The 15384-nt window shown below is 69.2% G+C and carries 14 protein-coding genes; 6 read left to right on the forward strand and 8 right to left on the reverse strand.

Going from position 1 to position 15384, the window contains the following annotated elements; genetic code table 11:
* Positions 1-115 precede the first annotated feature (115 nt).
* The 5 genes from ACTIE5_RS26780 (at position 116) to ACTIE5_RS26800 (ending at position 5401) form a co-directional block, all read left to right on the forward strand.
* Positions 116-1384: a family 1 glycosylhydrolase gene (locus tag ACTIE5_RS26780; RefSeq protein ID WP_439552791.1), complete on the forward strand. Its 1269-nt coding sequence runs from the start codon at positions 116-118 to the stop codon at positions 1382-1384.
* 217 nt (positions 1385-1601) lie between these two features.
* Positions 1602-2444 (forward strand): transporter substrate-binding domain-containing protein, encoded by an 843-nt coding sequence (locus ACTIE5_RS26785; RefSeq protein WP_439552792.1) that lies wholly within the window; start codon positions 1602-1604, stop codon positions 2442-2444.
* Between the two features lie 2 nt (positions 2445-2446).
* Complete coding sequence (locus ACTIE5_RS26790) at positions 2447-3769, forward strand: ABC transporter substrate-binding protein (RefSeq protein ID WP_439552793.1); 1323 nt, start codon at positions 2447-2449, stop codon at positions 3767-3769.
* Positions 3762-4559, forward strand: a complete 798-nt coding sequence (locus ACTIE5_RS26795; protein ID WP_439552794.1) for a substrate-binding periplasmic protein — start codon at positions 3762-3764, stop codon at positions 4557-4559. Before ACTIE5_RS26790 ends, ACTIE5_RS26795 begins: the two co-directional genes overlap by 8 nt.
* A gap of 50 nt (positions 4560-4609) precedes the next feature.
* The gene (locus tag ACTIE5_RS26800; protein ID WP_439552795.1) at positions 4610-5401 is read left to right on the forward strand and encodes a substrate-binding periplasmic protein; all 792 of its coding nucleotides are present in this window, start codon (positions 4610-4612) and stop codon (positions 5399-5401) included.
* 17 nt (positions 5402-5418) lie between these two features.
* Here the strand turns inward: ACTIE5_RS26800 and ACTIE5_RS26805 are convergent, their stop codons facing one another.
* Complete coding sequence (locus tag ACTIE5_RS26805; RefSeq protein ID WP_439552796.1) at positions 5419-6123, reverse strand: hypothetical protein; 705 nt, start codon at positions 6121-6123, stop codon at positions 5419-5421.
* Positions 6124-6352: 229 nt separating this feature from the next.
* Between ACTIE5_RS26805 and ACTIE5_RS26810 the strand changes: the two genes are divergently transcribed.
* Positions 6353-7432: a glycosyl hydrolase family 8 gene (locus ACTIE5_RS26810; RefSeq protein WP_439552797.1), complete on the forward strand. Its 1080-nt coding sequence runs from the start codon at positions 6353-6355 to the stop codon at positions 7430-7432.
* A 58-nt stretch (positions 7433-7490) separates the two neighbouring features.
* Here ACTIE5_RS26810 and ACTIE5_RS26815 read toward each other — a convergent pair whose 3' ends face one another.
* The 7 genes from ACTIE5_RS26815 to ACTIE5_RS26845 form a co-directional block, all read right to left on the reverse strand.
* Positions 7491-8288, reverse strand: a complete 798-nt coding sequence (locus ACTIE5_RS26815; RefSeq protein WP_439552798.1) for an FAD binding domain-containing protein — start codon at positions 8286-8288, stop codon at positions 7491-7493.
* A 12-nt stretch (positions 8289-8300) separates the two neighbouring features.
* Positions 8301-10682, reverse strand: coding sequence for a xanthine dehydrogenase family protein molybdopterin-binding subunit (locus tag ACTIE5_RS26820; protein ID WP_439552799.1), 2382 nt, complete (start codon positions 10680-10682; stop codon positions 8301-8303).
* Positions 10683-10778: 96 nt separating this feature from the next.
* Positions 10779-11285, reverse strand: coding sequence for a (2Fe-2S)-binding protein (locus ACTIE5_RS26825; protein ID WP_092960688.1), 507 nt, complete (start codon positions 11283-11285; stop codon positions 10779-10781).
* Between the two features lie 119 nt (positions 11286-11404).
* Entirely contained in the window at positions 11405-12448 is a 1044-nt protein-coding gene (locus ACTIE5_RS26830) for an ABC transporter ATP-binding protein (protein WP_439552800.1), read from the reverse strand.
* Positions 12445-13437 carry an ABC transporter ATP-binding protein gene (locus ACTIE5_RS26835; RefSeq protein ID WP_439552801.1) on the reverse strand — a complete coding sequence of 331 codons (993 nt, stop codon included), beginning with the start codon at positions 13435-13437 and terminating at the stop codon, positions 12445-12447. The genes ACTIE5_RS26830 and ACTIE5_RS26835 overlap by 4 nt, the downstream gene beginning before the upstream one ends.
* A gap of 5 nt (positions 13438-13442) precedes the next feature.
* Positions 13443-14375 carry an ABC transporter permease gene (locus tag ACTIE5_RS26840; protein WP_439552802.1) on the reverse strand — a complete coding sequence of 311 codons (933 nt, stop codon included), beginning with the start codon at positions 14373-14375 and terminating at the stop codon, positions 13443-13445.
* Entirely contained in the window at positions 14372-15313 is a 942-nt protein-coding gene (locus ACTIE5_RS26845) for an ABC transporter permease (RefSeq protein ID WP_439552803.1), read from the reverse strand. Before ACTIE5_RS26845 ends, ACTIE5_RS26840 begins: the two co-directional genes overlap by 4 nt.
* Positions 15314-15384 lie beyond the last annotated feature (71 nt).

Here is a 15384-nt window from a genome sequence, read left to right on the forward strand (position 1 = left end):
AATCAGCTTCACTTGATCGTGAAAAATATCGTACACAATAGGCTGTGACCGGAGGGAACCCGGCACGGCCCGCCAGCCACCCTTCCACCGGCCACCGTCAACGGACACCCGGACCATGCTCGACGCCGCGATCAGCCTCGAAGCGCCCCTCCGTCCCCAGCTCGCGCCCCATCATGGCTTCCTCTTCGCCACGGGGATCGAGAATAGTGCCCCCACCATCGATGGCGGGCGCATCCGCCGCGACCAGCTGCGCGAATGCGGCCACTACGACCGCTGGCAGGAAGACCTGGCGCTGGTGAAGGAGCTGGGCTGCGACGCGCTCCGCTACGGCCCGCAACTCCACACCACGCTGCGCGGCCCCGGCCTGCATGACTGGGCCTTTGCCGATGCCGGCTTCGCGGAACTCCGCCGCCTCGGCATCCGCCCGATCGTCGATCTCTGCCATTTCGGCGTGCCCGACTGGATCGGCGATTTCCAGAATCCGGACTTCCCCCGGCTTTTCGCGGATTACGCCGGCGCCTTCGCGCGCCGCTTCCCCTGGGTACAGCTCTACACCCCGGTGAATGAGATGTTCATCACCGCCGTCTTCTCCGCCCGCTATGGTTGGTGGAACGAGCAGAAGACGGATGACCGCAGCTACGTCACCGCCATCAAGAACATCGTCCGCGCCAATGTCCTGGCGATGCGGGAGATCCTGAAGCACCGCCCCGACGCCATCTTCATCCAGTCCGAATCGACGGAGGCCTTCCACGCGGAATGCCCCCGCGCCGTCCCCCACGCCGATTTCCGCAATGCGGAGCGCTTCCTGACGCTCGACCTCAACTACGGCCGCCGGGTGGACAGCACGATGTACGAATTCCTGATGGACAGCGGCATGACGCGGGAGGAGTACCATTTCTTCCAGCGCGAAGCCCCGCCCCTGAAGCGCCACTGCGTCATGGGCAATGACTGGTACCAGACCAACGAGCATCTGCTGAACGCCGATGGCCATGGCCGCTGGGCCGGGGAGGTCTTCGGCTACGACACCGTGACGCGGGACTACCACGCCCGCTACGGCCTGCCCGTCATGCACACGGAAACCAACCTCGATGAAGGCCCGCGCGGCGACGAGGCCGAGCATTGGCTGTGGAAGCAGTGGTCCGGCATCCTGCGCCTGAAGCGCGAAGGCATCCCCGTGCTCGGCTTCACCTGGTATTCGCTGACGGACCAGATCGACTGGACGCATGCGCTGCGCGAGCAGCGCGGCGATGTGAATCCTCGCGGCCTCTATGACCTCGACCGCAAGCCCCGCCGCGTGGGCCTGGCCTATCGTCGCCTGATCGAGTCCTGGCGGGACGTGCTGCCGACGCAGAGCCTCTGCCTGCAGGTGCCACTCGCGGCCTGATCCGGCACGGCCAAGCCGAAACCCGATCCGCCACCGGCCGCGATCCGGGGCGCGCTTGCCGCGCCCTTGGAGGCCAGTCGCAGAAAGCATGGGATCGTCGCCGGTTTGATACGCATCAATTGCGGCAGTGTCGTGCCGCCTTTACACTCCAGGCGACACCGGTTGGCGGCCCCAGCGGCCAAGACCGGCATTCCGATCTCGCCCGGACACACGCCGCTTGCGCTCGCCCACCTCCATGCCGGGCCCATCCTCCCGCCCCCTGCGGCGGCGTGCGCTTTTCCAGCTGGCGCTCCCGGCGCTGCTCCTGCCCTTTCGGGCGCATGCCCAGGCCGATGGCGATGGGTCCCTGGCCCGGCCCCGGTCTCGCGGCCGCCTGATCGTCGCGATCGGCCCCTCCATGGCGCTGCCGGCCGAACCGCGCGGTGCCGGCTACCGGCTGCACGACCCCTTCAACACCGCGGCCGCCGCCATGATCGCGGAGGAACTGGGCATGGTTGCCGAGGTCATCGCCCTGACCGGCACGGGCATGCTGCCCGCCCTGCTGTCGGGCCAGGCCGACATCGCGCTTCCCGCCCTGCTCACCCGCCGCACGGCAAGCCGTGTCATGCTGTCCCACCCGCATGCGATCCTGGATGCGGTGATCCTGTCCGCCCTGCCCGGGCGGCTGCGCGGCCCCGATGCGCTGGCGGGCCTGCGCGTCGGCCTGCTGGAAAGCCACGCCTATGCCTTCGGCAGGGATGCCGGGCTGCCCGGCCATGCCCTGGTCAGCCTGCTGCCCGACCTGCCGGCGATGGAGGAAGCCCTGCTGGCGCGGCAGGTGGAAGCCGCGCTGCTGCCCGCACCCCAGGCGCGCGCGCTGGTGGCGCGCAACCCGGGCTCCGGCCTTGCCGCCCGCTTCGCGCTTCGCCCCTTCACCTATGCGGCCGCGGTCCGCTTCGGCGACCATGACCTGCTGCGCGCGGTGAATGCCTGCCTCGCCGACGCCCTGCATGACGGCAGGCTGGCCGCGCTGTTCCGGCGCGAAACCGGGCTCGTCCTTCCACCGCTCGCCCCGCTCTGACCATGCATCTCCCGCGCCGCTTCCTCGCCCCGCTGACCCTCTCCACGCTGCTGGCGCCCTCGACGCCGCGCGCGCAGCCCCAGCCGGCACCGGGCCGGCCCGTCACCCTCTTCGCCTGGTCGGCGGTGGAGCCGCTGCTGCGGCCGGAGATCGCCGCCTTCGAACGGGCCAGCCAGCGGCGCCTCCGCCTGCTGCACCTCCCCTGGGCGGCCTACCGGGAAGCCCTCGCCTCCCGCCTCATGGGGGAGGCGGAGATCGATGTCTGCGCCATGTCGGACCTGTGGCTGCCGGAATTCGCCCATCGCGGCTGGCTGGCGCCGCTGGATGGCCTGCCGGGCGCGGAGGCCATCGCGGCCGAAACCCGCCCCGCCTGCAACCAGGGCATGACCTGGCGCGGCCGCCGCTACGGCGTTCCCTACTACACCGACAGCATCGTCTTCCTCTGCAACCGCGCCATCCTGGACCGTGCCGGCATCGCCGCCCCGCCGGAAAGCTGGGATGAGGTGGTGGACCAGTCGCTGTTCCTGCAGCGCCGGGGCCTGGTGCGCCACGCCCTCGCTTTGCCCCTCGCCCCCGATCCCTGGCTGACGGAGATCCTCACCGCCCTCGTCTATGCCTTCGGCGGCAGCCATGTGGATGCAGACCTCGATCCGGTTATGCAGGAGGAGGACAGGGGCGCGGTCCGTGCCATGCGCTTCCTGCGCGATGCGATCCACCGGGACGGCATCCTGCCTCCCACCACGCCGCGGCTTTCGGAACCCGATATCCTCGACGCCATGGCGGATGGCGAAGCCGCCTTCTGCCTGGCGCCCAGCTACCGGCTGCGCAGCCTGAACGACCCCGCGCAATCCGCCGTCGCCGGCAGCATCCGCGTGGCGATGATGCCCCGCGGCGGCCCCCGCGGCACCCAGGAAAGCTGCGGCTGGGTCCGCTTCTTCGCCGCCACGCCCAGCGCCCTGGCCTCCGCCCCCCGCCGCGCGGGCGTGGAGGCGGTGATGGCTTTCCTGGCCGGCCAAGGCCCGGGGGAGCCCCACGCCATGCAGAAGACCCTCCTGCTCGAAGGCGGCCTTCCCTTCTGCGCCCTGCCGCTGCTGGCGGACCCGGCGGTGGAGGCCGAGCAGGCGCGCTGGTCCGGCGACAGCGCCATCCTCCGCCGCCAGGCCATGCTGTCCCGCCCCAAGGATCTGTTATCCCCCTGGCTGAGCGACTGGATCAGGGCCACCGTGCCGGATGTCGCGGCCATGCTGGCGGGGCAGGCGGCGCCGGAGGATGCGCTGCCCCGCATGGCCGCCGCCTGGGCCACCCTGAAGGCCAGTCATGGCTGAACCCCGCCGCCGCGCCCTGCTCGCCGCCCTTGCCGCCACGCCGGCGATCCTGGCCCGCGCGGCGCGGGCACAGCCATCCCCGGCGCCGATCCGCGTCCCGGTGCTGGAAAGGCTGCGCGCCGGCATCGACCTGGAAGGCACTGCCACCGCGCATGACGGCGCCACCACCGGGCCCGGCGGCCTGGCGGTGGAAGTCGGCGAATTCATCGCCGATGGCCTGGGCGTGACGCTCGACCTGGTGCGGACCACCGCCACGACCGCGGTGGCGGATCTGTGCGCCGGCCACTTCGACCTGCTGCTCAACGCACCCCCCCTGACCATCGAGGCGGCGCGGGAGATGCTCTACGCCGATCCCTATGCCGCGCTGGACCTGGTCGCGATCGCGCCGCGCCCGCTGCAGCTGCGTTCCATTGCCGCGCTCCGCGGCCGCCGCGTGGCGGCCCAGGCGGGGCATGCGTTGCACCTGCTGCCGTCCCGCGTGCCGGTGGACCGGATGGAGGTCATCGCCCTGCCGGACCTGCCAGCCCTGGCGGCCGCGCTGGCGGACCGGCGGTCGGAGGCGGCCATCGTCACCTCCCCGATCGCCAGCGCGATGGTGGCGATGCACCCGGCGCTGGAGGTGAAGCTGACACTCGGCACGGTCTGGGTCGCCCCCGCCTGCCGCTTCGGGGACCACGACCTGCTGCAGGCCGTGAACACCATGCTCTACATCGCGCGCCAGGAAGGCACGCTGCAAGCGCTGCACCAGGCGGCCTATGACCGGCCGCTGCCCCGGCCCCCTTTCTTTTGATGGCCCCCCTCCGCCCGATGCCCCACCCCCTGCCCCGCCGGATGCTGCCGATGCTGGCCGCCGGCCTGCTCGCCCCCGGCCTGCTCGCACCCCGCATGGCGCAGGCGGCCGGCGAGGCAACCGGCACGCTCGGCCGCATCCTGCGAACCGGCATCGTCCGGGTCGGCGTCTGGCTCGAAGCGCCCCCCTGGGGCAGCTACGACCACAACGGCACGCCCGATGGGGCGGAGGTCGCGCTGGCCCGGCTGCTGGCCCGCGATCTCGGCGTCCGCCTCCGCCTCCAACGCCTGGGGGTGCGCGACCGACTCCCGGCGCTGGAGGAGGACCGCGTGGACATCCTGGCCGCGCTGGTTCCGGTGGTGCCGGCCACCCGCCGCCATGTCGCCTTCGCCTCCCCGCATGGCGATCTCGTCGTCTCCGTCGCCACCCGCCGGGGCAGCCCCGTGCGATCAGTGGCCGATCTCGCCGGGCTTCGCGTGGCACTGCCGGACAACACCTTCGCGGCGGAGGAAGCGCGCACCCTTCTGCCGCCCGACACGACGCAATTGCTGATGCGCGACCTGGTCGCCTGCATCGACGCGGCCGCCCATGGGCGGGTGGATGCCGCGGTCAGCTATGGCTGGCTGCTGCGGGACCTGTCGCTGTCCCGCCCCGACCTCGATATCGAACCGCGCTTCACGCTGGCGCACGCGCACCACGCGCTCGCCATGCGGCTCGGCGATCCGGACCTGCTGCGCTTCGTGAACACCTTCCTCCATCTGCGCGGCGCCGACGGCTCGCTCGCGGAGATCCACGAACGCTACCTCCGCGGCACGCCGGATGTGGGGCCGGTCTTCCGGTAAGCCGGCCCGCGCCGGTGTCAGCGCTGCTGACGGATGCCCAGCCTCCGCCGGACTGACGCGAAGGACCCCTCTACATCGATATTGGCGATGACCACCCCCACCCCGGTCGCCCGCGCATTGGGATCGGCCATGCCGAAGACCGGCCGGTCAGGCGGCTCCTGCGTCGCGATCACTTCCGTGGAGGGGCCATCCGCCAGATCCTCCCGCCACCGCTGCCGCCACACCACCACGGAACCGCCCCGCACCTGCTCCGGCCACATCTCCGTCTGCAGGGCGGGGCCCATCGCGGTCGCCGCCTGTTCGAAGACCTGCGTCACGGTCAGCCGCGTATCCACGCGCTGATAGGCTTCCACCCTGGTCACGCGATGCCCGCGCTGCGGGTCGTTGATGAGGAAGACGCGGATCGAGGGGCAGACCAGCTGCGCCCCCCGCGGCATGCAGTCATCGTCATCGGGCACCGCCAGGATCAGCCGGCTGAGCCCATCCGGCGGCAAATCCCGCTGCTGGTCGATCACGAGGCCGCCTTCCAGCAGCACCTCGATCGCCTCCGCGGCCGACATGTCGAGTTCCACCTGCCGCGCGACGGACAGCACCCGGAGCGTGGGGAAGCCATCCACGGGCGCGGCATCGGCCGGCGGCGTGGGCGTTCGGTCCTGCGCGCGGGCGGCGGGCGCTTGCGCGCCCAGCATCATCAGCGCGACCAGCCAGGCAAGGCGAGGCATCCGGCTACTCCATGCTGGCCATCATCTCGCGCAGCTTCTCAGGAATCGTCCAGCGACAAATTGAGACACAGCAAGAGATCGGCAACAAAGTCGGCTTTCCCCGGGGGCTGAAATCCCTCACGGTGCCCCCGCGATGATGCGGAAAAAACCGCCCCCGGCCCCGGTGTGCCCCATCGGGAGCGATCGGCTCCAGCCTGCCCTGACGGCAGGGCGGCGTGGCCTGCTGCTGGTGGCCGCAACCGGCACGCTGGCGCTGGCAGCCACGCGAAGCCGCGCCCAGCGCCCGCCCGCCGCCCGGACCCAGGCGGCGACGGAGCCGGCCGGCATCGGTACGCCCCAGGATGACTGGGCCGAGTTCCGCCGGCGCTACCTGCTGCCCGAGGGGCGCGTCGTCGATACCGGCAATCGCAACGTCTCCCATTCCGAGGGCCAGGGCTACGCCTTGCTCGCCGCCGTCAGGGCGGATGACCAGGGCAGCTTCGGCCGGATGCTCGGCTGGACGCTGGCGAATTTGAAGCGGCGGGAGGACAACCTGTTTTCCTGGCGCTACCAGCCGGACCAGCAGCCCAACGTCACCGATCCGAACAATGCCAGCGATGGTGACCTTTTCATCGCCTGGGCGCTGCTGGAAGCCAGCGCGCGGTGGGGCAGCGCCGATTACCGCCGCCGGGCCATCTCCATCGCGCGGGACCTGCTGCGGTCCTGCGCCGTGCAGGTCCAGGGGCGCTGGGTGCTGCTGCCTGGCGCCTATGGCTTCCAGGGCCGGGCCCGCACCGTGCTCAACCTGTCCTACTGCGCCTTCCCCGCGCTGCGGGCCCTGGGCCGGGAAGTGGGGGACCCGGTCTGGGGACGGATCGAAGCCGATGGGCTGGCCCTGCTGGCCCAGGCGCGCTTCGGCCGCTACGGCCTGCCGCCGGATTGGCTCGAACTGCGCCCGAATGGCGATATCGCGCCGGCGGAGGGCTGGCCGGCCCGCTTCTCCTTCGACGCCGTGCGCATCCCGCTGAATGTCGTCTGGGCCGGGCAGACAGACCACCCCTGCGTCCATGCGGCCATCGGGTTCTGGGCCGATCCGGACCACCGGGCGATGCCGGCCTGGACCGACCTGCGTTCCGGCCATCCGGCGCCCTATCCCGCGCATTCCGGGATCGTCGCCGTGGCCAGGCTCTCCATCGCCGCGGTGCTGGCCCGGGGCGATGCCGGCGTGATGCCCCGGATCGGAGCGGCGCCCGACTACTACGCGGCGGCGCTGACGATGCTGTCCCGCATGGCCTGGCGGGACCTGCAACTGACGCCCGCCATGCGATAGGCATGAAAAAGGGGGCGCGCCCTTCGGCACGCCCCCCGGGTCGCAAGCCTGCCCAGGCTCAGCCCGCGTCGACGACCGCGCGCTTGGCCATCACCGTCACGAGGTGGGCGCGGTATTCGGCGCTGCCATGGATGTCGCCGTTCATGCCGCCGGCATCGACCTTGATGCCCGCCACCGCATCGGCGGACCAGTTGGCGGCCAGGGCCTTTTCCATCGCCGCTTCGCGGAACACGCCGTTGTTGCCGGCGCCGTTCACGGCCACGCGCACACCAGCCGGGCCCTTGGCGACGAAGACGCCCGCCATGGAATAGCGGCTGGCCGGGTTCTTCATCTTGGCGTAGCCCGCCTTCTCCGGCACCGGGATGTGGATCGCCGTCACCAGCTCCCCGGCCTCCAGCGCCGTCGCGAACATGCCCTGGAAGAAGTCATCCGCGCTGATCGTCCGGCGGTCCGTCTGGATGGTCGCCCCCATCGCCAGCAGCGCGGCGGGATAGTCGGCGGAGGGGTCGTTGTTCGCGACCGAACCACCCATGGTGCCGCGGTTGCGGACCTGCGTATCCCCGATGCTGGCCGCCATGGCCGCCAGCGCCGGGATCGAGGCCTTCACCTCGGCCGAGGTCGCGACCTCATAGTGCTTCGTCAGCGCCCCGATGACGATCTTGCCGCCTTCCCGCTTCACGCCGTGGAGGTCCGCGATGCCGGACAAATCCACCACCGAGGTCGGCTTGTTCAGCCGCAGCTTCAGCGCCGGCAGCAGCGTCATGCCGCCGGAGATCGCGCGCGCATCCGGGTCCGCGGCCAGGATCTTGACCGCATCGGCGACGGAGGACGGCTTGTGGTATTCGAAATCATACATGGCTCTCGTCCCTCACTCGGCCGCCATGCGGTGGCCGTTGATGATGTTCCAGATCTTCGCCGGCGTCGCCGGCATCTCCACATGGTTCACGCCGAAATCACGCAGCGCGTCAACCACCGCATTCATCACCGCCGGCGGGGATCCGATCGCCCCCACCTCCCCGCAGCCCTTCACGCCCAAGGGGTTGTGGGTGCAGAGGGTCGTGTGCGTGGCGACCGAAACCGGCGCCAGATCATCCGCCCGCGGCATGGTATAGTCCATCATTGACCCGCTGATCAGCTGGCCTTCCGCATCATAGATCGCGGCCTCCAGCAGCGCCTGGCCGATGCCCTGGGCGACGCCGCCCTGCACCTGGCCCTCCACGATCATCGGGTTGATCACCCGCCCGACATCATCCACCGCCGTGAAGCCGACAACCGAGACCTTCCCGGTATCCGCGTCGATCTCCACCTCGCAGATGTGGCAGCCGCCGGGATAGGTGAAGTTCTTCGGGTCGTAGAAGGCCGTCTCATCCAGCCCCGGCTCGATCTCATCGATCGGGTAGTTGTGCGGCACATAGGCGGCCAGGCTGATGTCGGTCAGGGACTTGGTCTTGTCCGTGCCCGCCACCCGGAAGGTGCCGCGCTCGAACTCCACATCGTCAACGCTGGCTTCCATCAGATGCGCCGCGATCCGCTTGCCCTTGGCGATGATCTTGTCCATCGCCTTGTCCATGGCGGAGCCACCGACGGCCAGCGACCGGCTGCCATAGGTCCCCATGCCGAAGGGCACCTTGGCGGTATCCCCGTGCACGATATCCACATTGGCGATCGGCACGCCGAGCTTGTCCGCCACCAGCTGCGCCAGCGTCGTCTCATGCCCCTGGCCGTGGCTATGCGTGCCCGTCAGCACCGTCACGCTGCCAGTGGGATGCACGCGGATGGTGCCAACCTCATACAGCCCCGCCCGTGCCCCCAGGCTGCCGACCACGGCGGAGGGCGCGATGCCGCAGGCCTCCACATAGGTGGAGATGCCGATGCCGCGCAGCTTGCCCTGCTTCTTCGCCGCCGCGCGCCGTTCCTCGAACGTCGCCCAGCCCGCCGTCTCCAGCGCGCCGGCGAGGGTCGAGAAGTAGTCGCCGCTGTCGTATTGAAGCGCGACCGGAGTCTGGTAGGGGAAGGCGTCGGTCGGGATGAAGTTCTTCTTGCGGAACTCCACCTTGTCCATGCCGATCTCGCGCGCCGCCACGTCCATCAGGCGCTCGAGCAGATAGGTCGCCTCCGGCCGCCCCGCACCACGATAGGCATCGACCGGCACGGTGTTGGTGAAGACCGCCTTCACCTCCGCATAGATCACCGGCATCGCGTAGACGCCCGACAGCAGCGTCGCATACAGGTAGGTCGGCACGCAGGGCGCGAAGGTGGAGAGGTAGGCCCCCATATTCGCCAGCGTGTGCACCTTCAGCCCGAGGATTTTTCCGTCGGTATCCAGCGCCAGTTCCGCGGTGCTCACATGGTCACGGCCATGCGCATCCGACATGAAGCTTTCGGTGCGGTCGGCCGTCCACTTGATCGGCCGCTTCACCTTGGCCGAGGCCCAGGTGACGATCGCTTCCTCGGCATAGTGGTAGATCTTGCTGCCGAAGCCGCCGCCGACATCGGGCGCCACCACGCGCAGCTTGCTCTCCGGGATGGACAGCACGAAGGCGCCCATCAGCAGCCGGATCACATGCGGATTCTGGCTGGTGGTGTAGAGCGTGTAGTCCCCGCTCATGCTGTCGAACTCGCCGATGGCCGCGCGCGGCTCCATCGCATTCGGCACCAGGCGGTTGTTGGTGGTGGCGAACTTCACCACCTTCGCCGCCTTCGCGAAGGCGGCCTCCATCGCCGCCTTGTCGCCGATATGCCAGTCGTAGCAGAGGTTCCCCGCCACCCCGTCATGCACCGCCGGTGCCCCCGGCGCGATCGCGGCCTCGGTCGAGGAAACGCCCTGCAAGGGAGCGTAATCCACCACGATGGCTTCCGCGGCATCCCGCGCCTGGGCGCGCGTTTCCGCCACAACCACCGCGACGGGGTCGCCGACATGGCGGACCTTGCCCTCCGCCAGCACCGGGTGCTTCGGCTCCGCCATCGGCGTGCCGTCCTTGTTGTGGATCTGCCAGCCGCAGGGAATGCCGCCAATGGCGGCCATATCCGCGCTGGTGAAGACCGCGAGCACCCCCGGCATGGCCTTCGCCGCCGCCGTGTCGATCCCCTGGATCGTGGCATGCGCGTGCGGGCTGCGCAGGATGAAGGCGTGGGTCTGGCCCGGACGATTGATGTCGTCCACGTAGTTGCCGCGACCCTGCAGGAACCGGAAATCTTCCTTGCGGCGCACGCTGGCGCCGATGCCCTCGAAGGGCTGAACCGCATTCATGGACTTATCCTCCCCGTTGACGTGCAACAGGCTGGCCCGCCGCCGCGCGGCCCTCTCCCGGGGCCTTGGCGCGGCGGAGCACCCAACCGGCGAAGACTACTCAGCCGCGGCCGGCGTCAGTTCCGCGGTGCGGCCCTGCATCACATCGCTGGCGGCCGCGATCGCCTTGACGATGTTGTGGTAGCCCGTGCAGCGGCAGAGGTTGCCCTCCAGGCCCTCACGGATCTCCTTCTCGCTCATCCCATCGGGGTGCTTGTTCACCAGGTCGATGGCGGACATGACCATGCCCGGCGTGCAGAAGCCGCACTGCAGGGCGTGGTACTCGCGGAAGGCTTCCTGCATCGGGTGCAGCGTGCCATCGGCCGCGGCCAGGCCCTCGATGGTCGTGACATCCGCACCCTCGCACTGCACGGCCAGGATGGTGCAGGACTTGATGCTGTCACCGCCCATATGGACCACGCAGGCACCGCACTGGCTGGTATCGCAGCCCACATGCGTGCCGGTCAGCCGCAGCTTTTCCCGCAGCAATTCCACCAGCAGCGTCCGGGCCTCGACCTCGACCGTGTGCTTGGTGCCGTTCACCGTCAGACTGACCTGCGGCATCGCGCCTCTCCCCAGATTCGATTGACCGGCCCCGGATGGGGGCCGCTCCCTGGAGGGGAGAGTCGCCCTCGCCCCGCCGAACGTCAAGCGGCGCGAGGGTGACTCAATGGCGTGAAGGGCTACCCGAGCGCCAGAAGCTGCGCACCCTTGGCCCCCGCCAGCGGGTTCTCCGCCGCCGGCCGGTCATGCAGGTGGCAGGCGGCGATGTGCCCTTCCGCCAGCGCATCCGCCACGGGGCGAAGCTGAGGCTCCTCCGTCCGGCAGCGGTCGAAGGCATAGGGGCAGCGGGTGTGGAATCGGCAGCCCTTGGGCGGGTTGATCGGGCTCGGCACATCCCCCTTGAGGATGATCCGCTCCCGCTGCGCCCCCGGCATCGGCACCGGCACGGCCGAGAGCAGCGCTTCCGTGTAGGGGTGCTTCGGCGCCCCGAACAGGGACCGCTTCGGCGCCACCTCCACGATCTTGCCGAGGTACATGACCGCGACCCGATGCGTCATGTGCTCCACGATCGCCAGGTCATGGCTGATGAACAGCATCGCCAGCCCGAGCTCAGTCTGAAGGTCCTGCAGCAGGTTGACGATCTGCGCCTTGACGGAAACGTCGAGCGCCGAGACGGCCTCATCGCAGATGATGAGATCAGGCTCACCCGCCAACGCACGCGCAATACCGATGCGCTGGCGCTGGCCGCCCGAGAATTCATGCGGCCAGCGATTGATGGCGTCCCGCGGCAGCCGGACCTTGTCCATCAGCCCCTCGAGCCGCTTCTCAAGGTCCGCCGAATCCTTCGCCAGCCCGAAATTCCGGATCGGCTCCGCCAGGATGTCCCGCACCTTCATGCGCGGGTTCAGGCTGCTGAAGGGGTCCTGGAACACAACCTGCATCTTCCGCCGCAGCGGCCGCAGCGTGCCGTTCGGCATGTCGTCGATCCGGTCGCCGCCCAGGATCACCTGGCCGCCCGTCAGCGGGAACAGCCGCAACAACGCCTTGCCGACCGTGGACTTGCCGCAGCCGGATTCGCCCACCAGCGACAGCGTCTCCCCCTTCATGATGTCGAAGGAGACACCATCCACGGCATAGACATAGCCCGTGGTCCCGCCGAGGAACCCCGCCTTGATCGGGAAGTGCTTCTTCAGGTCGTTGACCTGCAGGATCGGGGTGCTCATGCCGCGACGACCTCCTCACGCAGCGCGTAGTGGCAGGCCGCGACATGGCCTGGCGCCTTCTCCTCCAGCGCCGGCGCGTATTGCGTGCAGAGGTCCGTGACCTTCGGGCAGCGGGAAGCGAAGACGCAGCCCGGGATCTTCTTCTTCAGGCTCGGCACCAGGCCCGGAATTTCCGCCAGCCTGGTTTCCTCACCGGTCAGGGACGAGCCCAGCTTCGGCATCGATCCCAGCAGCCCCTGCGTGTAGGGGTGGCGCGGGTTGCGGAACAGCGGCCCGACGGCAGCCTCCTCCACCTTCCGGCCGGCATACATGACGATGACGCGCTCCGCGACTTCCGCCACCACGCCGAGGTCATGGGTGATGAGGACGATGGCCGCACCGACGCGGTGCTTGAGGTCCTTCATCAGCTCCAGGATCTGCGCCTGGATGGTCACGTCCAGCGCCGTCGTCGGCTCATCGGCGATGAGCAGCTTCGGGTTGCAGGCCAGGGCGATGGCGATCATCACGCGCTGCCGCATGCCGCCGGAGAGCTGGTGCGGATATTCCTTCACGCGCCGCTTGGCTTCGGGAATGCCGACGAGGTTCAGCATCTCCACCGCCCGGTCCTCGGCCTCCTGCGCGGAAAGCCCCTGGTGCAGGCGCAGCGTCTCCCCGATCTGGCGGCCGACGGTCAGCACCGGGTTCAGGCTGGTCATCGGCTCCTGGAAGATCATGCTGATCTCGTTGCCGCGGATCGCCCGCATCTCCTTGTCGGAGGCTTCCAGCAGGTTCTTGCCGTTGAACCGGATGGCACCGGCGATCTTGCCGGGCGGTTCAGGGATCAGCCGCAGGATGGACATGGCGGTGACCGACTTGCCGCAGCCGGATTCACCGACGATGGCCACGGTCTCCCCCGCATTGACGTGGAAGTTCACGCCATCCACCGCACGGTTGATGCCGTCTGGCGTGCGGAAATGCGTCTGCAGGTTCTCGACTTCGAGCAGGGCCATCTTGTTCAGAGCCTCTTGGCCATACGGGGGTCGAGAGCATCACGCAGGCCGTCACCCAGCAGGTTCACGGCAAGCACGGTGATGGAGAGGAACACCGCCGGGAAGAAGACGATGTAGGGCTTCACCTGCCACAGCGCCCGGCCCTCGGCCATGATGTTGCCCCAGGACGGGATGATGGGCGGCGTGCCGGCGCCGATGAAGCTCAGGATGGCTTCGGTGATCATGGCGCTGGCGCAGATATAGGTCGCCTGCACCGTCAGCGGCGCCAGCGTGTTCGGCAGGATGTGGCGCAGGATGATCATCGGCGTGCGCGTGCCGGACGCCACCGCCGCATCCACATAGGGCTGCTCGCGCAGGCTCAGCACCACGCCGCGCACCAGGCGCGACACGCGCGGGATTTCCGCGATGGTGATGGCCAGCACCACATTGCCCACGCTGCCGCGCGTCAGCGCCATCAGCGCGATCGCCAGCAGGATCGGCGGGATGGACATCATGCCGTCCATGAACCGCATGATGATGCTGTCCGCCAGCCGGATGAAGCCGGAGATCAGCCCGATGGTCAGGCCGATGAGGGAGGCGAAGAAGGCGACCGAGAAACCCACGGTCAGCGACACCCGCGCGCCATGCAGCACGCGCGAATAGACATCGCGCCCCAGCATGTCCGTGCCGAACCAGAATTGCGCGGAGGGTTCGCGCGTGCGCAGCGCCGGGGCCAGCGATGTCGGGTCCCGATGCGCCAGGAAGGGCGCGAAGACCGCGACACAGACCATCAGCAGCACCAGCGTGCCGCCGATGGCGATGGTGGGGTTCCGGCGCAGGAAGCCGATGAAGCCCTTCTTGGCCTTCACCGGCGGCATGATGTCGCCCATCTCCGGGGCGACATTGATGCCGGGCGGAATCGTGGCGGGGCGGCCGCCATCCATGGTCGCGGTGCTCAATACCGGATCCTCGGGTCGAACAGGGTATAGGCCAGGTCGATCGCGAGATTGACCAGCACGTAGATGAAGGAGAACAGCAGCACGACGCCCTGGATGACCGGGTAGTCGCGCCGCAGGATGGCATCCACCGTCAGGCGGCCGAGGCCCGGAATGGCGAAGACGCTTTCCGTCACCACCGCGCCGCCGATCAGCAGCGCCATGCCGATGCCGATGACGGTGACGATCGGCACCGCCGCGTTCTTCAGCGCATGCATGAACAGGATGGAGCGCTGCCCCACCCCCTTCGCCTTGGCGGTGCGGATGTAGTCCTGCTGGAGCACTTCCAGCATCGTCGCGCGCGTGATGCGCGCGATCAGCGCGATGTACACCGAACCCAGCGCCACCGCGGGCAGGATCAAATTCTCCATCCAGGGGAAGAAGCCGCGGCTGAAGGGCGTGTAGCCCTGCACCGGCAGCCAATCGAGCTCCAGGGCGAAGATATAGGCCAGCACATAGCCCACCACGAAGACGGGCACGGAGAAGCCCAGCACCGCGAAGCCCATGACCGCGCGGTCGATCCAGGTGCCCTGCCGCCAGGCCGCCACCACGCCCATCGGCACGGCGATGGACACGGCGAGGATGAGCGTCACGATCATCAGCGAGAGCGTGGGTTCGATCCGCTGCCGGATCATCGTCGCGACCGGCAGGTTGGTGAAGATCGAGGTCCCGAGATCACCCCGCAGGATGTCCCAGAGCCAGGCCCCGAACCGCACCAGATAGGGGCGGTCGAGGCCAAGGCTCGCCCGGATGCGCTCCACATCCGCCGGTGTCGCCTGATCCCCCGCGATCACCGCGGCCGGATCGCCCGGGGCGATGTAGAGTAGGGAGAAGACGAACAGCGCCACGATCGCCATGACGGGGATCGTCGCGAGTACGCGGCGGACTATGTAAGCGAACATCCGGGCAGGCTTCCTTCAGATCAGGCCCTGTGAAAAAGTCGAGGTTGAGCATTAATGCCCGCGGTAGTCGT

Origin of the sequence: Falsiroseomonas sp. (assembly GCF_051859025.1) — a bacterium.
Classification (GTDB): Bacteria; Pseudomonadota; Alphaproteobacteria; order Acetobacterales; family Acetobacteraceae; genus Falsiroseomonas.